Source organism: uncultured Thioclava sp., from assembly GCF_913064665.1.
Lineage (GTDB): Bacteria > Pseudomonadota > Alphaproteobacteria > Rhodobacterales > Rhodobacteraceae > Thioclava > Thioclava arctica.
The window spans coordinates 1-22707 of record NZ_CAJYBT010000049.1 but is presented as its reverse complement, the minus strand read 5'-3'; the positions used below and the strand labels follow the sequence as shown (position 1 = coordinate 22707).

At 58.9% G+C, this 22707-nt stretch carries 18 protein-coding genes, 1 tRNA gene and 4 pseudogenes; 12 read left to right on the top strand and 11 right to left on the bottom strand.

Annotated features, from left to right (window positions below; all coding sequences use genetic code 11):
• Window positions 1-867, bottom strand: a pseudogene (locus QZ571_RS16060) (MFS transporter); the annotation flags it as partial.
• A gap of 119 nt (window positions 868-986) precedes the next feature.
• On the opposite strand from QZ571_RS16060, the gene QZ571_RS16055 reads away from it, so the two are divergent.
• From QZ571_RS16055 to QZ571_RS16045, 3 genes are all read left to right on the top strand, one after another.
• Entirely contained in the window at window positions 987-2105 is a 1119-nt protein-coding gene (locus QZ571_RS16055) for a pyridoxal phosphate-dependent aminotransferase (RefSeq protein WP_295536914.1), read from the top strand.
• 61 nt (window positions 2106-2166) lie between these two features.
• A complete protein-coding gene (locus tag QZ571_RS16050; protein WP_295536912.1) occupies window positions 2167-2559 on the top strand; it encodes a DUF6858 family protein in 393 nt (130 codons plus the stop codon).
• A 112-nt stretch (window positions 2560-2671) separates the two neighbouring features.
• On the top strand, window positions 2672-2878 hold the full coding sequence (locus tag QZ571_RS16045) for a hypothetical protein (protein ID WP_295536911.1): 207 nt from the start codon (window positions 2672-2674) through the stop codon (window positions 2876-2878).
• Window positions 2879-2899: 21 nt separating this feature from the next.
• Here QZ571_RS16045 and QZ571_RS16040 read toward each other — a convergent pair whose 3' ends face one another.
• On the bottom strand, window positions 2900-4099 hold the full coding sequence (locus QZ571_RS16040) for an aminotransferase class V-fold PLP-dependent enzyme (RefSeq protein ID WP_295536909.1): 1200 nt from the start codon (window positions 4097-4099) through the stop codon (window positions 2900-2902).
• 144 nt (window positions 4100-4243) lie between these two features.
• On the opposite strand from QZ571_RS16040, the gene QZ571_RS16035 reads away from it, so the two are divergent.
• The 3 genes from QZ571_RS16035 (at window position 4244) to QZ571_RS16025 (ending at window position 7520) form a co-directional block, all read left to right on the top strand.
• A complete protein-coding gene (locus QZ571_RS16035) occupies window positions 4244-5992 on the top strand; it encodes an ABC transporter ATP-binding protein (RefSeq protein WP_295536907.1) in 1749 nt (582 codons plus the stop codon).
• 50 nt (window positions 5993-6042) lie between these two features.
• Window positions 6043-6774 carry a folate-binding protein gene (locus tag QZ571_RS16030; protein ID WP_295536905.1) on the top strand — a complete coding sequence of 244 codons (732 nt, stop codon included), beginning with the start codon at window positions 6043-6045 and terminating at the stop codon, window positions 6772-6774.
• 419 nt (window positions 6775-7193) lie between these two features.
• The gene (locus QZ571_RS16025) at window positions 7194-7520 is read left to right on the top strand and encodes a DUF6280 family protein (protein WP_295536902.1); all 327 of its coding nucleotides are present in this window, start codon (window positions 7194-7196) and stop codon (window positions 7518-7520) included.
• A 98-nt stretch (window positions 7521-7618) separates the two neighbouring features.
• On the opposite strand, the gene QZ571_RS16020 is transcribed toward QZ571_RS16025, so the two are convergent.
• The 3 genes from QZ571_RS16020 to QZ571_RS16010 all read right to left on the bottom strand — a co-directional run bounded on the left by QZ571_RS16020 (window position 7619) and on the right by QZ571_RS16010 (window position 11091).
• Complete coding sequence (locus tag QZ571_RS16020; RefSeq protein WP_295536900.1) at window positions 7619-8785, bottom strand: hypothetical protein; 1167 nt, start codon at window positions 8783-8785, stop codon at window positions 7619-7621.
• A gap of 143 nt (window positions 8786-8928) precedes the next feature.
• Window positions 8929-10320 (bottom strand): TolC family outer membrane protein, encoded by a 1392-nt coding sequence (locus tag QZ571_RS16015; RefSeq protein WP_295536898.1) that lies wholly within the window; start codon window positions 10318-10320, stop codon window positions 8929-8931.
• A gap of 120 nt (window positions 10321-10440) precedes the next feature.
• A complete protein-coding gene (locus QZ571_RS16010; protein ID WP_295536897.1) occupies window positions 10441-11091 on the bottom strand; it encodes a protein-L-isoaspartate O-methyltransferase in 651 nt (216 codons plus the stop codon).
• A gap of 195 nt (window positions 11092-11286) precedes the next feature.
• Here QZ571_RS16010 and QZ571_RS16005 point away from each other — a divergent pair.
• Together QZ571_RS16005 and QZ571_RS16000 are read left to right on the top strand one after the other, a co-directional pair.
• A tRNA-Cys gene (locus QZ571_RS16005) sits at window positions 11287-11360 on the top strand.
• Window positions 11361-11467: 107 nt separating this feature from the next.
• Complete coding sequence (locus QZ571_RS16000) at window positions 11468-12298, top strand: DUF3883 domain-containing protein (RefSeq protein WP_295536896.1); 831 nt, start codon at window positions 11468-11470, stop codon at window positions 12296-12298.
• 4 nt (window positions 12299-12302) lie between these two features.
• Here the strand turns inward: QZ571_RS16000 and QZ571_RS15995 are convergent, their stop codons facing one another.
• The 4 genes from QZ571_RS15995 to QZ571_RS15980 all read right to left on the bottom strand — a co-directional run bounded on the left by QZ571_RS15995 (window position 12303) and on the right by QZ571_RS15980 (window position 15551).
• Window positions 12303-13601, bottom strand: coding sequence for a tyrosine-type recombinase/integrase (locus tag QZ571_RS15995; RefSeq protein ID WP_295536895.1), 1299 nt, complete (start codon window positions 13599-13601; stop codon window positions 12303-12305).
• Window positions 13602-13988: 387 nt separating this feature from the next.
• Window positions 13989-14390: a hypothetical protein gene (locus tag QZ571_RS15990; protein ID WP_295536894.1), complete on the bottom strand. Its 402-nt coding sequence runs from the start codon at window positions 14388-14390 to the stop codon at window positions 13989-13991.
• A gap of 196 nt (window positions 14391-14586) precedes the next feature.
• Window positions 14587-15027: a DUF6634 family protein gene (locus QZ571_RS15985; RefSeq protein WP_295536893.1), complete on the bottom strand. Its 441-nt coding sequence runs from the start codon at window positions 15025-15027 to the stop codon at window positions 14587-14589.
• A gap of 110 nt (window positions 15028-15137) precedes the next feature.
• The gene (locus tag QZ571_RS15980) at window positions 15138-15551 is read right to left on the bottom strand and encodes a hypothetical protein (RefSeq protein WP_295536892.1); all 414 of its coding nucleotides are present in this window, start codon (window positions 15549-15551) and stop codon (window positions 15138-15140) included.
• Between the two features lie 870 nt (window positions 15552-16421).
• Between QZ571_RS15980 and QZ571_RS15975 the strand changes: the two genes are divergently transcribed.
• The 4 genes and pseudogenes from QZ571_RS15975 to QZ571_RS15960 all read left to right on the top strand — a co-directional run bounded on the left by QZ571_RS15975 (window position 16422) and on the right by QZ571_RS15960 (window position 21850).
• On the top strand, window positions 16422-17336 hold the full coding sequence (locus QZ571_RS15975) for a hypothetical protein (protein WP_295536891.1): 915 nt from the start codon (window positions 16422-16424) through the stop codon (window positions 17334-17336).
• Window positions 17337-17437: 101 nt separating this feature from the next.
• Window positions 17438-17818, top strand: a complete 381-nt coding sequence (locus QZ571_RS15970) for a hypothetical protein (RefSeq protein WP_295536890.1) — start codon at window positions 17438-17440, stop codon at window positions 17816-17818.
• A gap of 157 nt (window positions 17819-17975) precedes the next feature.
• Window positions 17976-18474 (top strand): annotated as a pseudogene (locus QZ571_RS15965) (transposase); the annotation flags it as partial.
• 706 nt (window positions 18475-19180) lie between these two features.
• Window positions 19181-21850, top strand: a complete 2670-nt coding sequence (locus QZ571_RS15960; RefSeq protein ID WP_295536889.1) for an FkbM family methyltransferase — start codon at window positions 19181-19183, stop codon at window positions 21848-21850.
• Here QZ571_RS15960 and QZ571_RS15955 read toward each other — a convergent pair.
• Window positions 21805-22137, bottom strand: a pseudogene (locus QZ571_RS15955) (IS5/IS1182 family transposase); the annotation flags it as partial. The gene QZ571_RS15960 and the pseudogene QZ571_RS15955 overlap by 46 nt on opposite strands.
• 62 nt (window positions 22138-22199) lie before the next feature.
• A pseudogene (locus QZ571_RS15950) lies at window positions 22200-22641 on the bottom strand (IS5 family transposase); the annotation flags it as partial.
• Window positions 22642-22707 lie beyond the last annotated feature (66 nt).

The following is a 22707-nucleotide window of genomic DNA, read 5'->3' as shown; positions in this document are numbered from 1 at the left end:
CACCATCGCCCCGAGCGCGCCAAACCGCGTATCCCCCGCCCGCGCGGCGAGCAGCACGATATAGGGCGGGGCAAGCGCTGTGGGCAGCAACAGCGTGCGCGCAATCACGAATTTCCCCAGATCACGGTCCTGCCACAGCAGCGCCAATTCGTGCCAGCCCACGCCTTTTCCCGGCTCGCCCGGCTGGTCCTCTTCTCGCAAGGTCGAGAACACCGCCGCCGCTGCGATCCAAAGCAGCGCTGCAAGAGAAATCGCCCCGATCACAAGGTTCATCCGCCCAAAAATGCCGGTGATCAAGATCACCGCAAACAGGATCACCCCCGCTGCGGAAATCGTGGTGGCGATCCCGGTCGTGGTGCCGCGACGCGTGCGATCCACCGTCTTGCCCAGCACGTCCTTATAGCTCACCGATGAGATCGAGCGCGCTATCGCTAGCACAGCCAGCGCCGCCAGTATCGTCAGACCCGCGCCCATCCCCTGCATCGTGATCGCGATACCCACGATGGCCGCCGCCGCCAGCCCCTGAAACAGACTGCCCGCTGCCCAAGCCCATTTGCGCTGCGGCATCCGGCGGATACGCGGCGCGGTGAACAGTTGGGGCAGCAGCGAGCCGGCCTCTCGGATCGGCACCAACCAAGACACCAGCGAGGCAGGCGCGCCAACCGCCTGCATCAGCCAGCTTAGCACCAGTTTCGGGTCGATCAGCCCATCGGCCAGTTTGGTCATCGACAGCGAGGCGACATGGCGCAGGAAGTTCGCAGGCTCGGCGCGGCTCGCCTGATCGCTTAGCTCTTTGGGGGTGCCGCTTTTGTCGCCTGTCAGGGTGTGAAACAGACTTTTGGCGAAGGAGGTCTCACTGGCGCTCATCGGCTGGCTCTCCGGTCAGGGTCGTCTGCAATTGCATACTCCAGCATAAAGCACAGACCCAGCGCCAAGTTCCACACGCCCCCTTGCCGCAGAAACGCTTTGCGCTTACCCCTTGGGGCATGACTGGACCTCGCTATACAAAATTGATCAACAGCCTGCCTGCCACCGTGCCTTTCATCGGGCCCGAGGAGCAAGAACGCATCGCTGGCCGCCCCTTCACCGCAAGGCTTGGGGCGAATGAAAATGGCTTTGGCCCGAGCCCGCGCGCGATTGCCGCGATGGCCGCCGCCGCCGGCGATGTCTGGAAATACGGCGATTCCAGCAGCCATGATCTGCGCGCAGCGATTGCCGCCGCGCATGGGGTCGGCATCGAGAACGTGCTGGTGGGGGAAGGAATTGACGGGCTGCTGGGCTATCTGTGCCGCCTGATGATCGAGCCGGGCGATGCGGTGGTCACCTCGGACGGGGCCTATCCGACCTTTAACTACCATGTCGCGGGTTTTGGCGGCGTGCTGCATAAGGTTGCCTACCGCGATGATCACGAAGACTCGCAGGCGCTGCTGGCCAAAGCGGCTGACACAAACGCCAAGCTGGTCTATCTTGCCAATCCCGACAACCCGATGGGCAGCCATCACCCCCGCGCGGCGGTCGAGGCGATGATCGAGGCGCTGCCAGACGGCACGTTGATGGTGCTTGATGAGGCTTACGTGGAATTCGCCCCAGAGGGGACCGAGGCGCGCATTGCCACCGATGATCCGCGCGTGATCCGGATGCGGACCTTTTCCAAGGCGCATGGCATGGCGGGCGCGCGGGTAGGCTATGCGCTGGCCGCGCCGTCGCTGATCGCGGCGTTCGACAAGATCCGCAACCATTTCGGCATGTGTCGGATCTCTCAGGCGGGCGCGCTGGCGGCGCTGCAAGATACCACTTGGCAGGCCTATATGCGGCTTCTGGTGACGGGCGCGCGCACCCGGATTACCCAGATCGCGGCGCAAAATGGGCTGACGGCCCTGCCCTCGGCGGCCAATTTCGTCGCCATTGATTGCGGCGCGGATGGGGCTTTCGCGCGCACGGTCCTGCAGGAATTGGGCAAGCGAGGCGTGTTTGTCCGCATGCCTTTCGTCGCCCCACAAGATCGCTGCATCCGCGTCTCGGTCGGCCCCGAGCCCGAACTTGACGCCTTTGCCGCCGCCTTGCCCGAAGCGCTGAAATCTGCCCGCGCCACCCTGTCGCGTTGATTGGCCCCGCGATCCGGTTCATCTGTGTCTCAAACTTGACTCTCAGATAAAGGAAAGCGCGATGAAACAATCTCTGCTGATGGAAAAGTACCCGGTTTTCGATATGACCCTGCCCAAGGGCGAGACCTCTTGCGCCTCAGTCGATGACATCATCGCCAAGCTGCACGCCAAAATCGACGCCCATCCCAAGGTCGCCTATATCGCGACCTTCGATCACTACGCGCATACGAAATCGATCGACGGCACCGTGGCCGACGGGATCAAAGACGCCAAGAACATCGTGTTCTGCTTTGGTGTGGCGCTGCCCAACCCGCATGTGCTGGCCGTGCGCCCACGCGCGATTGGCGTGGCCGATATGGGCGACAGCTTTCATCTGACCTTCCTTGAGCCGCCGATGGAAGTCGCGACCAAGGAAATGGAAGCTTGGTGTAAGGCACTGGCCGACAAGGCGTAAATCCGCCAAGCACATCGGCGGAAGGGGGCCGATCAAGCGTCCCCTCCGCCATTGGTGAGTTGATCCGACTCACCACACTGCTCATGTTCTGTCGCAAAACAGGAGCAGTCCCATGAGTCGCAAAACCCGCAACACTCGTATCGCTATGCTCAGCCCGCTGGCGTTCGCATTGGCTTTTGGCGCCTATGCGGGCACCACGCAGTCAGGCCGTGAGCAGCGCCTGTCCATTGCGTTTGAACAAAGCGCCCCGATCCGGCGCGACGACGAGGATGAGCTGGGCTGGCTTACCGAATGGCTGGAGCGCCACGGGCAAGCCTAGAAGACCTAGCGTGTCGCGCGTTCAGCCCTTGGCGACCTCGGCGGCGGCAGCAGCAAGTGCGCCGCCCCCATGCGCGATCCCCAAGGCCTGCATCCCGGCCTCCATGGTGGCCAGCGCCCCCAGCGTCATATGGGCGTTCACATGCCCCATATGCGCGACGCGCAGAAAATCATTGGCTTCGGGCGTGCCGGGTTCGGCCATGCCCAAGCCAATGCCCAGCGTCACACCTGCCTCGGTTTCCAACCAGCGCCGCAAGCGCTGCGCGCCACCGCCGCCAATGCGCGCCGCCGTCACTGAATGGGCGCGATGGCTGCGCTCTGGCACGTTCAGCGTGATATCCCCGCCCTGCCCCCAAGCCTCGAACGCGGCCCAGACCGCGCGCGCAAGCGTGGCGTGACGCGCCCAGATATGGGGCAAGCCTTCCTCGTCGAGGATCATCTTGAGCGATTCATCCAGCCCGAACAGGTGATGTGTCGGGGCGGTGCCGCCGAAATACTGATAGACCAATTCGGGGAAAGCGCGCGGCTGCCAGTTCCAATAGGGCGTTACCAGACCGGCTTTCTTGCTGACCTCATTGGCCTTGTCGGAAAACCACACAAAACCCAGACCCGGCGGCACCATCAGCCCCTTTTGGCTTGCGGCGACCATCACGTCGACGCCCCAATCATCCATGCGAAATTCATCACATCCCAACGACGCGATCGCATCGACCATCAACAGCGCCGGATGCCCCGCAGCGTCAATCGCCGCGCGCACCCCTGCAATGTCGTTGCGCACGCTCGTTGCGGTATCGACTTGGGTCATCAACACGGCCTTGATCTGATGGCCGGTATCGGCGCGCAGAGCGGTCTCCACTTGGGCCGGATCGACGGGCGTCTTGATCCCGAAATCGAGACGCTCAACCTCGATCCCCATCGCCGCTGCCGACTGCGCCCAGATATTGCCAAACCGCCCCGTGATCAGCGCCAGCGCCTTGTCACCACGCGAAAAGATATTGGCCAGCGAGGCCTCCCACGCGCCATGCCCGTTGGCGATATAGATTGCGACATGGCTGGTGCTCATCGCGACGCGGCGCAGACCATCCGCGACCCGCGCGGCAAGCTGTTCAATATCACCCTCGTAGATATTGGGCGCAGGCCGATGCATCGCCGCAAGCACCCGGTCGGGCATGGTCGAAGGGCCGGGTATGGCAAGATAGGGACGGCCTTGGGACAAGCTCATTTGGAAACTCCGGCGTTGAAAACGCTCTATCGGTAATCGGGCGCGTGAGGGGCGTCAATCGCTCCTATGCTTGCGCGCGCCCCCTCTCTCGCGTTAATGCCTATCCCATCCCGCGCCCGAAAGCGCTCAACTCGCAGGACCACCTTGGCCGCTCAACCTGATCCCTATAGTTCCAAGCGCCTTATGAGCCGGATGTGGCGCGACTATTTGCGCCCCCATTGGCCGATGATGGCACTTGCCGGGCTGCTGCTGACCATCGAAGGCGCGACGCTTGGCGCGCTCAGCTGGATGCTGAAACCGTTGTTCGACAAGGTGTTCAGAGAGGGAAACTCGAGCCTGCTATGGTGGGTCGGCGGCGCAATTTTCGGGCTGTTCCTGATCCGCGCCGTCACCTCGATCGCGTCGCGCACTGTGATGGCGCAAGTCGCCTATGGCACCAGTTCGGCGCTTCAGGTTGATCTGCTGCGCCATATGCTGCGCCTTGATCAGCGGTTCTATAGCGACAATTCTCCGGGCGATCTGATGGAGCGCGTGCAGGGCGACACCAAAGCGGTGCAAGGCGTCTGGCAGGTATTCATCACCGGCGCGGGGCGCGATGCGGTGGCGCTTATTTCGCTATTTTCGGTCGCGATCTCGATTGATCCGATCTGGACGCTATGGGCAATCATCGGCGCGCCGCTGTTGATTTTTCCCGCAGCGATCGTGCAGCGCTATATTCGGCGCAAGACACGCCAGATGCGCGAACGGTCCTCGGATCGCTCCACCCGGCTGGATGAGGTGTTTCACGGCATCGCGGCTGTCAAACTCAACGGGATCGAGGATTACCAAGCCAATCGCTTTGGTGCTTTGGTGAACAATATCCGCGTCGCGATGCTCAAGGTCACGGCGACGCAGGGCACGATTCCGGCCCTGATCGACGTGGTAACTGGGTTCGGCTTTTTCTTGGTGCTGGTGCTCGGGGGACGTCAGATTATCGAGGGCGAGCGGACCGTCGGCGAGTTCATGTCGTTTTTCACCGCGATGGCGCTGGCATTTCAACCGCTGCGGCGTTTGGCGAACCTGACGGGCACTTGGCAGACAGCCGCCGCCAGCCTTGAGCGCATTTACCGGCTGTTTGATACCGCGCCCGGCATCACCTCGCCGGCACATCCCCAAGCGATGCCGCTTGAGAAGCGCATCGTGCTTGACGACGTGCGCCTGCGCTATGGCGAAAAGGATGTTTTGCGCGGCCTGAGTTTCGTGGCCGAGCCCGGACAGACGACCGCGTTGGTCGGCCCATCGGGCGCGGGCAAAACGACGGTCTTCAACCTGCTCACCCGGCTCATTGATTGCGAAAGTGGCGAGATCACCTTGGGCGGAGTGGCGATCGAGGCGCTCGACCTGAGCGAGCTGCGCGCGCAGTTTTCGAGCGTGTCGCAAGACGCCGCACTTTTCGATGAATCGATCCGTGAGAACGTGCTGCTCGGGCGCAGGGATGTGGACCCGCAGACCGTGCAGCGCGCCTTGCAAGCCGCCCATGTCACCGAATTCACCGATGCGCTGAGCGATGGCATCGACACGCAAGCCGGGCCGCGCGGATCGGCGCTGTCGGGCGGGCAACGTCAACGCGTCGCCATCGCGCGCGCCGTGCTGCGCGATGCGCCGATCCTGTTGCTGGATGAGGCGACCTCGGCGCTGGATACCGTCTCAGAGGCGAAGGTCGCCCAAGCGCTGAGCGATCTGAGCAAAGGCCGCACCACCCTGGTGATCGCGCATCGCCTGTCCACCGTGCGCAACGCCGACAAGATCGTGGTGATCGTTGACGGGCGCGTCGTCGAGCAAGGCACACATGAGACGCTGCTTGCCCAAGATGGCCCCTATGCAGGCCTGTGCCGGATGCAACTTCTCGACTAGGGCTGGCAGCGCGGCCAAAGCCACATATATCGAGTGCAAAGGAGGCCAGAATGCCCATGCGCCAGCTTTATGAGATCACCGGCCCGGACCGCGAACATTTCCTGCAAGGACTGGTCACAAATGATCTGCGCCTTCTGGCGCAGGGGCCAATCTATGCGGCGCTTTTGACGCCGCAGGGCAAGTATCTGGCGGATTTCTTTTTGATCGCGCAGGACGAGGCGATTTTGCTCGATATTGATGCATCGATCGCCGAGCCCACAATCAAGCGGTTGTCGATGTATAAGCTGCGCGCTGATGTCGCCATCGCCCCTTCTGCGCTGCAGGTCTATTGCGGCACCGGCCCCGCCCCCGAGGGCGCTTTGCCGGATCCGCGCGATCCGGCAATGGGCTGGCGGCTTTATGGGGCACAATCGGGCGATGACGGCAGCGATTGGGATGCGATCCGTGTCGCGCACTGCATCCCCCAGACCGGAATCGAGCTGACACCAGACACCTATATTCTGGAGGCCGGATTCGAGCGGCTTCACGGCGTCGATTTTCGCAAAGGGTGCTATGTCGGCCAAGAGGTGACGGCGCGCATGAAGCACAAGACCGAACTGCGCAAAGGCTTTGTGCGCGTTGCCGTGCAAGGGAGCGCGCAACCCGGAGACGAGATCACCGTGGAAGGGCGCAAAGTCGGGCAGTTGTTCACCCGCGCCGGAGATCACGCGATCGCCTATTTGCGCTTTGAACGCGCCGAGGCCGGAATGATGGCTGGATCGGCGCAGATCACATTAATATGATTCCTGCGGCAGAGCGGTTTTGACAAAGGTCAAGACCTGCCATTCGCTTTCTACGTGAGCGTGTTTCGCGCGAAACGTATGATGCAATATGCAAATCCTCAGCCGAGCCAGAAAAATCTTCCACGGGTCAGGACCTTGACAAATATCATGCAACATTTTGTTTTATATAAATAAAATTATGCTTTTCAGGGGCGGCCTGCGGCGAGTTGCGGGACCAATATGCCCTTGAAATCTTTGGGCCCTCTCTTAAGTGGAAAAGCGAAATGCGTTGCTCTCTGAGAGATATGCAATCCTTGGCGGGTGTGCTATGCATTCTGCGCATAGCTGCCATGTGTCAAGGACCGTATCGAATCGGCACCAAACGGCCATAGATGGCCGTCACACCGAGAAACGCAAGAGCAATAACAAAGGACGGAAACATGCGCGATTTTGTTGATGGCTCGGCCTTCAATTACGAACAGGGCCAGCGGGCCCGCAAATTGTTTGCCGCCGTAGTATTGGCCGCTCTCGACGATGCGATCGCTGATGACAAGAAATACGGGAATGGTCCCGAACAGATTGCTCGTTGGGCGCGTTCGCGCGACGGCCGTGAAGTGCTGTCTTGCGCTGGCATTGACCCCAATGAACGGGTTGTCACTGGGCTGATGGATTTCGTGTCCAAGGGCGTGCGCACGTCGGTGGCACTGTCGCGCGAGGAAAGCGAACGTCGGATGGCAGCAAACTCGGATGAGGCGGAAGCCGCCTGATCTGCGACTAAGGAACCTGTATGAAAAACGGCGCACCCCGAGATGGGCGCGCCGTTTTCTTATATAGACATATGCGCGCGCTGCGGCGCTAACGAGCGTTATTCAAGATCGCGGCCGATAAGGGCGCGTTGGATTTCACGGCGCACAAGCTTGCGCACGTTGCGCGTGATCCGTGCCCCCATTGCGCCTTTCAGTTCTTTGCGGATCAAGTCTGACACCAGCGCATGCAGCGCCTCTTCATCGATCGGCAATGCGGCATCAATCAGATCGCTGTCATCCCCTGCCCCATCCTGGTCGAGATCGGCCAATTCCGGGAACTCATCCTCGATCGCGATATCTTCACGCATGGTTTCATAGCTCGAGGCGCGCTGCGGCCCATCAAAATGGACCTCGGCCGCATCGCCCAGATGGAGCCGGCGCGGTGCGGCGCCCGTCGCGACCAGTTGCGCGTCTTCGATCCTAGCGACGTCAGAGAGATCAGGCCAATGCGGATCGTCCTGCGCACTCTCCGCCCAATCGCCATGCTGGAGGTCCGGGTCCATCCCGGACGAATCGACCGCGTCATCGGCAGGCGTCACATCTTCCGTTGTCGCAGGCTCCGGAACGGATGGCGCGCCCGCTTCGCTATCGGCCACCTCATCGACGGGCGCTTCGAACAGCGCCGCGTAAGGCGCCTCAGAAATCAACGCCGCCTCGTCAAAGCTTTCGGGCAGATCGGCCAACGGTGCCATGCCATCTGCGACAAAGGGGTCGCCGGTTTCCGATTCAAACTCGGTTTCGCTCAAAGACACTTCTGCCTCGAGTCGTGCAATCGTATCCTCAAGCCGGGTCAATTCATCGCCCAAACCAGCCCCGTCGGAGGACAGTTGCGCCACGAGCGTCTCGGCATGAGGCCAGTCTTGCGCAGCGCTGTCGTCGAAGTCAGGCTCCCAATCTTGCGGCGCACTCATCGGTGCCGTGCGACGCCCAGTCGCGACCAGATCACTTTGTAATTCGGAGGCGGACCCGGGCGCGACCTCTCCAACAGGAGAGCCATGCATCTTTTCAGGACTGTTGACTTGCGTGTTGTAAGTGTTGGCCCCGGGCGTCTCACTCACCTCGTCTGGCGCGTCCTGCGTAACAAGCTGCGCGGGCGTCAAAACCAAGGTATCCGGCGCGGATGTCAACGCCTTCACTGTCACAGAGGGCCGCGTATCCTGCGACACGAGCCGCCGGATTGAGGAGAGCACATCTTCGATTTCGGGTCTGGTTCCGGTTTCAGCCATCGTAGCGCCATCCTGAGGCGCAAAGCGGCGCCTGTCCAGTCTCAGTATATAAAAGAAATGCGCCGTTCGACACGGGCTTTCTACAGCAAAGCCCGAAAACAGCGAGCAGGCGCGGCCAGAATGGCTCCGCGCCCGCCACGCAATCAGTTCTGGCCAATGGCCTGCAACACACGATCAAGTCGCTTGCCCTGCGGGCTAAGTGTGATCGGCGCATTATGCACCGCGTTATAGTAAGCAGCTGGATCATAAGTCGGGATCCCGAGTTTGAGGTTTTCTACCGTCAACAAACCCATAGCCGACAAAAGTTGATAATATGCTACCTGCAATGTGGCCGCAGCATTGATCCGCCCTGCTTGTGCATCGAGCAAATCCTGTTCTGCCGACAGCACGTCCAGCGTGGTGCGTGCGCCCAAAAGCGCCTCTTCCTTAACACCATTATAGGCGGTGCGCGCAGCCCTGATCTGCTGATCATAAGCCGTGATTTGCGCGCGCGCGATGTCGATCGCAGCCCAGGCATTGCCCACACCTTGCGTAACCGTCACGCCAGCTTGGCTAAGCTGTGCGCGCGCCGCTTGTGCATTCGCAATCGCTTGACGCTGCCCCGAGATCAGTCCGCCACCCGCATATAGCGTCTGGCTCATTCCGATATTGGCCGAAGTGCCACGCACCCCGCCTTCGTCAAGACCAAATCCCACCGTGCCGGTCACTTTCGGCATCCGGTTGGCTTTTGCGAGAGACACACCAAGATCATAAACGGTGACCGTGTGCTGAAGCTGTTTGATGGTAGGCTGGCTGCGCAGCGCAATCGCGCGGGCCGCATCCAACGATTTGGGCAATGTCGGCGCTTTCGGGAAAGCGGCCAAATTCTTGGGATAATGGCCGGTTGCTGCCTTGAAAGACTCGCGTGCCGTGCGCTGGTTCCCCTCTGCCGACGCAAGCGATGCGCGCGCCGAAGCCAACTGAGCTTGCGCGAGCGACACGTCGGTCTTGGTGACTTCGCCCACTTCAAAACGGTCGTTGGACGCTTTGAGTTCCTGGCTCAGCACCCGCACCGAGTTCTGGTTGATCGCGACCTGCTCAGAGGCGCTTTTCACATCGGAATAGGCCTGGATCGCGCTCAGCAGCACTTGCTGTTCGATCGAGCGCAACGCCTCACGAGTGGCAAGAACGGTTTCTTTCTTCATCTCGACCGCGATGCTGTTGCGGCCAAAGCTGAGCAGCGTCATCGACGCCCCAAGCGTGGTCGAGGCAACGCGCGACGTCACCGACCCACCTGTCGTAGGCGAGATATTGGTGTGCTGCAGACTATAGTCGGCGGTCCATTGAATAACGGGGCGCAGCGCGGCTACGGCCTGCGCGACATCCTCGTCAGCGGCGCGCAACGTGGCGCGGTTTTGTTCAAGCAGGTTGGAATTTCGGTAGGCCGAGACCAGCGCATCCGCCAGCGTTTCGGCGCTTGCAATAGCAGGTGCCACCATCAGCATCGCCGAACTCGCACCCAGAAAAATAAATGTCTTCAAACCCTTACGAAGCATGCCTCTGCCCTCGACCTTTGTTCGCGCCAGTTCCACGCACCGGCATTCGTGGCCTATAAGTCTACACCCTAAGCCTGCTGAATCAATTCACGCCTTTTACTAGTTGAAAAGATGTGCCTTTCAGAGCACGAAGCCGTGGTCCCCAACAAATCCCGGTAGCACTGGCGCGGTGCCGTTAAAGATATCACGCCAGTTGATTTGGTCGTCGATTTTGTAGCCGATCCGAACGACTCCAAGTGCGCCTTCCATGAAGATGGCCGCAATACGTCCACCCTCTTTCAGTTGATCGAGAATCGCTTCGGGCACTCGCTCGACCGCACCTTCGATAATGATCGCGTCATACGGCCCGTGACGCGCGGCCCCAGCGGCCAGATCGCCGGGCACGACAGCGACGTTATCCGCCCCGATATGCGCCAAAAGCCCCTCGGCCTGCGTCGCCATATCTTCGACATCCAGCGCGACAACCGCTTCGGCAAGGCGCGCGATGACAGCCGAGGAATATCCAAGACCACAGCCAATATCGAGCACCAGATCATCAGGCTGCAAATCAAGCGCATCCAGCATCTTGGTAAAACTGCGCGGCTCCAGCAGAACCCGACCCGGCGCGATTTCCAGGTTTTCGCCGATATAGGCCGCTTCACGCCGCCCGGCTGGCACGAACTCTTCACGCGGAACATGAAGCATGGCTTCGATGATTGGGAACTTGGTTACGTCGCTGGGGCGAACCTGCGTATCCACCATCATGGTGCGGCGCGTAGCGAAATCTTGCATGGTGTGAACTCTTCGGTGTGAAACCTTCAAGTCAGGTTTTGCCATAGAACCCCCCACGGGGCAAGAAGCGCCGGTCCCACCACGTCACATGCAGCGCACACCCCGCGCGCAGCCCACGCACAATCGCAGCTTCCCCCTCAGATGCCTCTTGCGCGAAGTCAAACGATGCCGTAATTGATCGCACACACCACGGATGGCGAGTTGGCGGAGTGGTGACGCAGCGGATTGCAAATCCGTGTACAGGAGTTCGATTCTCCTACTCGCCTCCACTACTTAGCCGAATTTCTGGGCCTTGGTTTACAGGTCGGTTTACAAAACAGACCCGAATTTTGCCTTTCCTGCTGACAATTTGATCGCCCGATCATAGCCTGGCCGCATGGCAGGCGAGGACTGGAGCGAGTCGGAGAATGCGGCGATCGTGGCCGATTACTTCGCCATGCTCGGGTATGATCTGTCAGGACAGCGCTATAACAAAGCGGCGCACAATAGAGACCTACAATCACAGATCGCAAGGTCGCGTGGCTCGATTGAGTTCAAGCACCAGAACATCTCGGCCGTTCTCATGGGATTGGGCGAAACTTGGATCGCTGGCTACAAGCCCGCCTTCAACTTCCAGGCTTCGCTTGAAGACGCGGTAAACCGTCAGCTTCAAAAGCAAGGCGGCTGGATCGTGCCGCCCACACAAATGAACACCAGCACTTTCCACGAAGCCGCCCCCCTTTGGCCCGAGCCGCCCCCGACACAGCGCAATACGCCTCCGCCCGACGAACTTGAGCAGATGCTTGGTGTTGCGCGAAAGTTCGACGTCGCCGGGCGTGATGCGCGCAACCGCGCGCTTGGCAAGATGGGAGAAGAACGGGTGTTGCTCCATGAGCAAAGCGCGCTGCGATCCGCTGGGCGCGACGACCTTGCCCGAGAGATTGACTGGGTGAGCGCCGAAGAGGGTGATGGCGCGGGCTATGACATCCGCAGCTTCACCCCCCAGGGTAAGCCCCGGCTAATCGAAGTTAAAACGACGAATGGCTGGGAGCGCACCCCGTTTCACATCTCTCGCAATGAATTAGCGGTGGCCGAGGACCAACGAGAGGATTGGGTGTTGTTTCGACTTTACCAGTTCTCACGCGGCCCTCGGGCTTTCGAGCTTCGGCCACCGCTCGACGCACATGTCTCTTTGACGGCTACGTCATTCACGGCGCGTTTCGACTGATCCGTTACTTCGAGTCTTCAGATTCGCGCCGTGCAGCAGTCAGCTTTGCAAGAACCTCATCGGCCACCTCGGGCACGATCGCCGCATATTTCTCGATGATGTTTGCCGCATGACGCAACCCCCATCCCATCGTCACAGCAATCTCGTTCAGCGAGCAACCCGCGCGCAGCAACTCTGTCGCAGCCGTGCCGCGCATATCATAGAGCCGCAGTTCATCGCGGATATGATACAGTGTAGTATTTGTTGCAGCCGCCGCGTTTGCCCTTGCCTTAAGGTCGCGCACAATCCCGGATGCGCGCTCGGGCTGAGGGCGCCGCCCATCGAGAGAGATAATCAGCTGTTTCTGCTCGTTTGGCGTCTCATCGATCAGCTTTGCAAGCGCGGGTGTCACAGGAATGCTGGTCACCTTTTTCGACTTTGATCGCTTGAATAGCAGGCGGCGTCCCTTCGGAGTATTCTGGACGCGATCGCGCGTAAGAATGCCAATATCTTGCGGCGTAAGACCGCCCTCAGAGGCAGCAATCACCACGCGCGCTTCACGGTCATTCGCTACGGCGAGCAGCGCGCGCAATTCCTCGGGCAACCAGATGATCTCCGACCGATTTGACTTATAAAGCCGAGCCACGTTGACGTGATGATGATTGCTAAGAGCGACATCTTCGTCGCGCGCCCAATTGAGCAAACGGGTCACGACACTCGTCGCGTAGTCGTAACTCTTCGGAGAGTGCGACCATTGTTCCTTCCAAGTCCGAATCTCACCCAGAGATTCCTTCTCTTCGAACATCTTGATCGGGTCGACGCCGAACTCGGTATCGAATGACTTCAGGTATTTTTCGTAGTCGCTCTGTGTCCGCTCAGCCAGCTTCTGAAAATGAAGCGATCTCCGATAGCGCTCAATGACCGCTCGAGTCGTAGATCCAGAGGCTATATCTGGGATCTTCGTTAGGCGCCCGGGCTTAGCGGCATTGCTGAATGCAGCCACATAATCGGGGCTTCCGATCGCCACGCCGTTATCGCTATGCCAGAACTGCGGACCCCCACGGAACGCATAATGATACTCGCGTATTTTCGCATTCGCGAGCCGTTTTCGGACCTGGTGAATGCCTTTAAGTCGGCAGATTGCCACAACGTATCCTCCGTTTTTCAACAAGTGACATCGAAGCAGCAATGTCAGTGTTAATAGGTTGTGATTGCGGGCCTTGGATTGCGTCGAGGCGATCCCTGACGAGCTTTGGGTCGTAAAGGTTTTTGCGTCCCGGAACCGAAGCGACACCGATTTCTGCACACCATTTTCGAAACGCACCGGTGACTCCGCTGAAGCGGAATGCCTCTGCGAGTTCCTCGCCCGTCACGAGCCTTAGCCCATTCAAATCGGACTGCGATGTAGCGCGTTTATCCATCAAATCTGGCAACTTCTGTTTCCGTTGCCATTTGATCTGATAACCTTGCTCTGCGGGCAGACGTGAATTGGAGCATTTCTTTCCCAAGAAATTTTTTGTGCGTTCTGATGGGGGCCAATCCACCGCAATAGAGGCGTTCGACCCGCCTGAAACGGTGCAGTTCTGGACTGCTGCGGATGGCGTTTGATGCCGCGCAGCGCCGGAGATCCGGTCAATCTCTCGAGATGTCAGGCTCCCGTCATGGGAACGCGAGGTCAAGCCGATACATGGCCTGCTAGGATCGGGACGCATCACTTTTTGCCGCTGCTGCGCGCGCCAATCTCCTGCTTTGCATCCATCAGGTCGGCCCCCCGGTGCGAGGCGTTGAGAGCATCGCGCAGGTGCCAGATCACACGGTCGAGTGCGAAGGCCTGATCCTCGTCGGGTTCGATGCGCGCAAGATGGCGCAGCAACGCGCTAGAGGCATCGCGAAAGGCCTCGCTCAGAACCCGCTGCTGGACAATCTGAGCCTCGAAGAATTGCAGATCGCAGAGCGTGCCGCGCAGATAGTCCTGCGGCAAATCATGCGGGCTGTCGCGGGCTTTGAGCGCGAGCGTCTGGATCCGGTTGAGATCTTCGTCGCGCAGATCCAGTTGGAGCGGCGCGATGGTCTGAGGACGGACATTGCCAAAAAAATTGAATTGGTGATGCATGGGAAATCCCTTTCGAAAACGGCGCTGCGGATGCTGCGGCCCTCGTATGAGGGGGCCGCAGCATCCGGGGCGCTGCCCTAGACCCGGCTCTTGGGGTAAAGAAGAAAATCGAGCGCACGCGAGTTGAGCAGCCAGGACGGGTTGGATCCCGAAGCGTGCGCCCGGCGGCGGCAGGGTCCGCCGACGTGAGGAGACGTCAGGTTTTGCAAGCCTGTTTGTCGAGGGAATCGAGGGCCATTTGCGCCCAGGTGCCGAGACTATCGAGATAGTCGCGCAGCTCGCGCATATTGGTGGCGACACCGCACATGATCTGACGCGGCGCGCCTTTATGTGGATTGAAGCACGCGCCGAGGCGCATCCAGCCATCGCTGAAATAGGCCCAGTTGTGCGCCTCATCGAGCGCGATCAGCGCGCTGGTTTTGACATCGCGGGTTTTGCGATTTGCTTCGACCAGTTCGCCCAGCAGCGCGACATCGCCCGCGCCGCTGGAGCGTATCCATTTGTCCAGCAAAGTCGCTGCCGCAAGTTCGTCGGCGCTCGGCGTGGCGCAACAGCCATAAAGCACATTGTTCAGCTCGGCGCGGTGTGCGCGCAGCTCTTGCGGGGTGAAGTCTTCGGGGTGTGTGTGATGTGTCATTTTAATATCCTTATCGGTGGATTTTTTTAAGAAAACGGGCTGCAAGATCCGGCCGCCTTAAGTGCGAGGCGGCCGAACATTGCAGCCCGGTCGAGCGTCCTTGGAGCCGCTTAGAGGCCCTTGGGACGGTAGATCTCGACACGAGGTTTGAGGAGTGAGCGGATCTCGCGTTTTGCACGCGCGAGCCTCTGGGTCACCGCGTCGAATTGCGCGCGCTGTTCGGTGCTCAGTCTGCCGAGAATTGCGCGCGGTTCGAACAGTTCGGACTCGGGGCAAATCATCAAACGATACGACGCACGAAAGATCGTTGCCTGATCCAGTTTGAGGGCCGCGATCTCGACGGGATCGGCGATCAAGATGTCGTCGGGGCGCCGCCTTTGGCCCTCGGCACGCAAGCCGGGGGCGATGACATTCATCGGGTCCGCGCCAATCCGGCCGCGCGACAGCATCAGGCAAATACGCGGGTTCGGCGGGATCTCGAACGTGCCATCGGGCGTGCGATCTGCGCCGTAAGGAAAGCGCATGCGAAAGACATCTCCGGGGACAAGAGAGCCGCCGGGGAGCAGATGAAGAAAACGATTTTGGAGCATAGGTGTCTCGCTGTGTTGATGAACAAAAACAACGCAGCGCATCACCCCGACTGACCCCTGATTTTTGAGCTTTGGGTCGTGGCTTGGTTGCGTGCGTCAAAGACGGCAGCACGCAACCAAGCCATGTCCCAAGGCCCTCTCCTACATTGCGCACACCCTCACCGGAGTGGGGCTAATCGGGGCGCGTTCGGGGAGAACGTCGAGAGGGGTGAAAGCCGCCTGCGGCGCGGCAAACGCCCTCTCGACCCGCCGGCGGCGCCTTGAGGGGTCCGGGGAAAACGGCGCGTGTCTCCCCGGTCCGCCAGACGGGCGCCTGAACGGTCCAGGAAAAGCTGCGAGCGGTCCTGAGCTGGGGGCCGGGGGGGAGGTGCGGCTGCCGCCTCGTCGCGCGGAAAGGGTCTGGGGGGATTGGGGGGGTGCGAGGCTTCTCGCCCAGGCGGCGCGCAGCGGCGCCGGGGGTGTCCAGAGGGGGAAACGCAGTCCCCTTTGGCCGACACGTATTCGAAGCAAAGCGAGAATACGTATAGTCGGTCCCTACACCTGTTGAAACAGCGCCCAAAACACGCGGCTGCAAGCGCATTTTTTGATCCGTTTCAGTTGTCCCTAATTCCCTCGCATCCATCCAGCGGACGCGAGAAATTTTGAATGCAGGGATATCAGTTCGGACATGTCGAAACCTGGTCGCGACAGGGCGCGACAACGGCGAAGGGAAAGGTCGGCCGCACGCGCAAAAACGGCCAGCGCGCCTAGCGTGCGCAGCAGGTTCTCGACGAAGCCGAGCGTGTCGAGGGGAGCTGTGATCATGTGCGCCGGCCAGACCGAACCCCGCAGATCATCGCAGGCACGTGCGGGTCTTTCGATGAGCTTCGTGTCGCGCATCAGCGGGCGACGAATGTCACGCAAAGCTTTCCCTATTCGGATCCGAAAACCGGCGCGAAGACGACGAGAAAGCGCAAGCTTCGGAAGGATGCGCACACGCTTTATTCGAGCGTGTGCGCACTCCCGATCACGAGCGCGGAGGCGTGCGCCGATCCGGCTTTGATGAATGAGTGCCGCGCCGTGTTCAGCGCATTCGTCGCCTTCGAGAAGGACCGGATCGAGGCGGCGGGCGGGGAGTTTGCGCTCGCTGTGATTCACTCGGACGAAGCGCAGATACATGTTCACCTTTTCGCTCTGGATCGCGAGCGCGGCTCGGTTGTCGACCTTCATCCTGGACGCGCCGCTTTCGAAGATCGCAGGCGGCATCTGCGTGCATGCGGACTCGAGCGCTCGCTATCCAGAGAAACGGGCGATCAACTCTATAAAGACGCTATGCGGGAATGGCAGGACGAGCTCTATGAGGCGGTCTCGCGGCATGCGGGATTGCTAAGATTTGGCCCGCAGCGCGAGCGGCTGTCGCGCGTGGAATACCGTCGCCGCATGGTCGCCCGCGAACAGAACGCAATGGATGAAAAGCGGGCTGCGGAGGCTCGGGACATACGTAAAGCGGCGGAAAGTCTCAAGCGTGTCGCGGACGACCTTTTCGATCTCGGCAATGAACAACTCGGGGAGGTCGCGCAGGAGCGGGAAGCGCTCGACATAGAGAAAGCGCGAGACGAAACTACGCGTCGAGAAAACGCGCATCAGGCGGAAGCGAATGCGTCTCGCGCACGCGAACTCAATGCTCAGACACAGAGGCTGCGGGCAGCGCGCGAGGACTTGGTCGCGCAAAAAAACTGACGGCGGAGAAAGAGGAGATGGCGGATCGCAAAAATCGATCCGCGGATGCCGTTCTTGCGACAGCGTAACTGCTGGCGCAAGGGAAGACTTTACCAGAGCAGGTGCCTGAATTGTTGTCAGGCGATGCGGCGCAGGCGAACGAGAACGTTCGTGCAAAACTGACCCGGATGAGGCGCGCACAGCATTCGGCGATGCGCATGGCAGAGAGGTTCGGGACCGCGATAACGCGTTTGAGAACGACCGCAAAGGCCGAGGCTGAGGAGTCGATCGCAAGTGAGCGTCGGCAGCTCTCCGAGGGCTTAGAGGCGGTCGCTCGCGTGACCGAATTCGCGGGGCAACTGATCGCGCATTTTGTGCCGAAAGCGGCACAGGCGCGAGAGCACCAAACGCTCGACGATATCCTAAATAAAGTTGCGCGCACCAAGGTTCAGAAAGCGCGTCGAGAGCGCGATGAGAAGCGCCGGGGCGGTGACGAAAGATGAGCCCCGCCCCGACCTTCGCGATCGTCACTTCTCAGCGGTGTCTTGGCCCTCGTAAATGCTTCTTCTCACGGATCATGATCACGACCTCGTCCCAGTGCCATTTGTCCGGTGTGAAAAACGATCGGCCATCGCCCTTGCGATGTCCCGAGAGCGAGGCAGCGGGCGCTAAAGGGGGACTCCGCGACAAGGTTTTGGCCGTTCAAGTTCGTCAGCTGGGAAAACGATCCCCCGGATCATTTTCTGATCCACCTTCCACTTCACGACCAAGATCCACCTCCGTGTCAATGCCGTCGGCCCGCCCATGAGAACCGAGATCACGCCAGGTCAGACGTCCGATTACCTCGGGTTCGATTTGGTCATGGCTGACAATTTACCAGAGCCGAGCGTCCTGTTGGCCCCCTCTCACACATGCAAGCATGTGTTGTCGGGCAATGGACAGAGGCTATGATGCTGACAGAATTCGAAAAAATATGGAGGCGCGGGACGTGCTTACCCAAATCCCAATGCGCAAATCACGTAAGATGCGCGTTGGTGTCGATCATTCGCTATATTCCTTGCGGAACTTGGTCGAGCGGTGCTTCAACAAGCTCAAAAATGCTCGCCGTGTCGCAACCCGCTACGACAAAACCGCCGAGAGCGTCCTTGGCTTCATAGACAGATCATTTCATCATAAATCCGATCCACCAGATGCCGGGACTGAACACCTAGCAGGTATGATTTCTAGAGTCCGCGCAACCTGCCCATCACATAAAATTTAAATATTGCGGACATTGTCACCCCTGGTTGGATCGATTCCGACCGTGATAATCTCCGACATGACCGCTCTCCTTTTGTGGATCCTCGCAGACCCATCTTGGCACACAGATGCCGTCGGGAGGGCGGTTACATCGTCAGAGCCCGCATCAACCCAAATCCGACGTGACAAACGATCGGCCAAGCACGCAGATCATGCTGCGCATCACGAAAAACAGTCCGGAAATGGGCAGCGCATCATCAGGTGGGACGCAACAACCTTGCAGCTGACGGTCCTTGATGCGCGTTCCGACGCACTTCAGCCTGCATCACCTGCTTCATGGTCGCGAAAACGGTCAAAAATCGAGGTGCCCTAAAGTGTAAATGGCGATATGTGTGTATTGCGCCGACCAAGAGGCCTCAGCACGATAGACTGATGCAAGCAAAAACGAATCCGACTGATGAAGAGCACGAACGCTGCTGACCTTGCCGAGCGTTCAACAAACGGTCCTTTTTGGATCATTCGACGATAGCGGAACCTTGAATGTCTTAAAGGAGATGGCACATGCGCACTAATTGAAATAAAGACGTTTGAAACCGTACCTACGAGATCTCTAGAGAATATTATTAATGAATAAGACCCACATTAATCCTCATTGGCGCGCCGAAACCAAACGACTGGGCCTGTCGGAACCGGGCTTTCCCATCGTGTTGCCTACCTTCTACGGTCAATGCGCTGAAGATTACCTATCACTGTGTTTTCTGCGGGCTCTGGCCACCCGAGAAGGACTTGATTTGAAACAGGAAAAATACGTCGAATGCGGCGCTTATCATCCCGTGGCTGGGTCCGCGACATATCTCTTGCATCGTGGGCTTGGCATGACCGGCGTTTTGGTTGAAGGTAATCCTTCGTTGTTGCCGGAACTCGCCCGTCATCGCCCGCACGACCGGCTTCTGAACTTTTGTATCACTCCGGAGCCGCAGGAATTTACGACGCTTCATATTGCACCGCAGGGCGAACTAAGCAGCATTTCACCTGGTTTTTTTGGACAATTCACTGGCAAGCCTGATGAGGTGGAACTCGAGACGATCACTGTGCCCGCTGTTACCCTTTCGACCTTAATGGCGACAGAATTCTCTAAGGCTCCACTTATGCTTTCGTTGGACCTTGAAGGGATTGATCTGACGGTGATTGAGTCCTACGATTTTGCCAAGCGTCCGTTTCTTATCCAAATCGAAGCCAGCGAAGACCATGACCGGACGGCCTTCCGTAGTATCGAGCGGTGCCTAACCGGGCATGATTACCTCATCATTGCACGCACTGATGTTAATCAGCTTGCGGTGGACACGCGTCGTCTGGCGCGTGCGGGCTTAGGCAGTTCTCTTGCATTTGGCACGACTGGGTTGGATCACCTGCTAGATCATGTTGATGTCTTGACCCTTGACGTTTTCGATACGATTCTGGCTCGGCGAGTTGTTGAGCCGACCGACGTTTTCCGTTGGCTCGAGACGGCCGAAGGCTGGAAGGGCTTTTCTAAAGCGCGTATCGAGGCAGAGGCGAAAGCGCGGGCGCAACACGCCGCGCGCGGGTCGGAAGTTTCGCTTGAAGAAATCTACGGCGTTCTAGTCGAATCCTTTGCATTGCCGGAAAATGCTATGTCCAAAGAACTTAATGCGGAAAACCGTTTCTTGTATCCCAATGCAACTATTGCCGCGCTGATTTCCCGTGCGCGGCTGGCAGGTCGGCGCGTCGTAGCGATTTCCGATATATATCTTTCATCAGCCCAAGTTGATGGTCTTTTGCAGGTCGCCGGTGTGACGGTCGACAAGGTCTATACCTCATCCGATCACCGCGCCGCTAATATTGGGAAATATAACGGTAAACTCTTTTCGTATGCTCTAGATGCTGAGGGGGTTCAGCCTGATCGCGTCCTACATGTCGGGGATAATTTATCTTCGGATGTCGCAAATGGAAAAGCTGCCGGGATTTGCGCGATAGAGACGCAGCAACTGCATCGGCTGCACAGTAAAAACGACGTTAATGCCGCAGCCTTGCGCCCCTTCGCCGAGACACTAGCAGGTAGCGTCGTTTTGGGGCAATACACGCAATGGCTTGCCGAGCCTAACGCATCGCGCTCGATGATTGAGACTTTCGGCTACGCTTATGGGGGGCCACTACTCGTCGGTTTCGCACAATATCTGGTGTCCCAAGCTAAGGCGGGGGGGATCCAGCGGCTCTTGCTGCTGGAACGTGATGGCATAATTGTCGCTGAGGCACTCAAGGTATTGGGAAATACGGATATCGAATATCGTACTATACCCGCCTCACGTCGCATGACGGTTTTTCCGACTCTGGACGGCAATGATCTAGACAGCTTGGACTCGCTGTTTGCAGGTCAAGGACTCATTACTGAGAGAGCTTTTTTCGAAATTTTGGGGCTCACCCCGACCGATCACGCAGCAGACAACAAGAAGCTTTTACCTTATTCCAAACATCTGGAGCGGCATGAGACTTACCTGAGGGTCGCAGCGGCAAAGGAAAAGGCTGTAATCCTCGAGTATTTCGCCGAAGAACAAGAAATGATCGCAACAGGGCAGAAGGTTGCATGGGTTGATGTCGGCTGGGCCTTGAGCTCTATCAAAGCGCTGAACGAGATACTTGGATCGGACATCCCCGCCTTCTGCATCGGCACGCATAACCGGGTCTCGGATCAAATACGCCATGACGGCTATTTGTTCGCCTGCGGCCAGCCTGAAGATATTTCGACGGCCATCATGTCCGGAGTGGAGCTGGTAGAGTTGATTTTTTCATCAGTTACCAATTCCACTGTATACTTGAATAAAATCGACGGAAAAATCGTACCCGTGGGTAAAAAGAAGGGTATTAATGAACGGATCCGGGATGGCTATCTGACTGAGCTACGGAAAGGTGCCCTCGCCTTCGTTGAGGCGGCTCGTGATCTCATGCCGGGGATTGAACAAGAGGATTTGCGACAGCACAATCAAGCCGCATTCTCATCACTTTGCGAAGCACCGTTTGTGCAACAGTATAATGTTCTGGGGCAAATCCCTCATGACCGTGTGGTGGGCGGTGTCGTTTGGGATACGATAGGCGATTACTGGAAACCTGCCAAATACAGGGATGGAAGTCAACTGAACCAGCCTGGGCCACACAAGCTGTTGAAAGACCTATTCGTGTATCGTGTCCTACGTTTCTTGTCTAAACTTTCTCCTCCCTTACCGTCTAAAACAACTCAAAGGTTTGCGCGATCAGCTGCTAAAAGAAAGCCGCGGCGCTGATTTTTCAACGAATGCCTGAGATACAAGACGGTCAAAATCGCGGTGAGGACCGCCCTGATGTGGGCGAGGATCTTGCGGATGTTGTGGCCGCAGCCGCAGAGGACGGCGAAGATCGCATCGCCGATCGATCCTTTCAGAGTGCAGCGGCCGAGGCGTCCGTCGGACTTCATATGACCGATCTCGGGCTCGATGGCGCTGCGGCGGCGGAGTAGCTTCGCCAGTGCGGGCGTCGCGCCTTTCCGGGTGCCGCTGATCAGCACCTTCGTCGTCTTCACGCCATGCCCGCGCCTCTCGGGCATTCTCGAATGCCCTACCGACCAGCGGGTAGCCGCAGTCGACAACCGCTAGGTCATGTTGACAAAAGGCGGACCCAGAGGCGGATGGACGTGATGTCTATAAAGCCAAGGAAGCTCTCGGCGGTTTTGTCGTAGCGGGTTGCGACACGTCGAGCGTTTTTCAGCTTGTTGAAGCACCGTTCGACGAGGTTGCGCAACGAATACAGCGAATGATCCACACCGACGCGCATTTTACGGGATTTGCGCATGGGAATTTGGGTGAGAACGTCGCGTGCCTCCATCTTTTCCCGAATGCTGTCAGCATCATAGCCTCTGTCCATTGCCCGACAACACATGCTTGCATGTGTGAGAGGGGGCCAGCAGGACACTCGGCTCTGGCAGGTTGTCGGCCATGACCAGATCGAACCCCAGATAATCCGACGTCTGGCCCGGCGTGATTTCGGTTCTTATGGGCAGACCCGCTGCATTGACACGGAGGTGGATCTTGGTCGTGAAGTGAAAGGTGGGTCAGAAAACGATCCGGGGGATCGTTTTCCCGCCTGACGGTCTTGAACGGCCAAA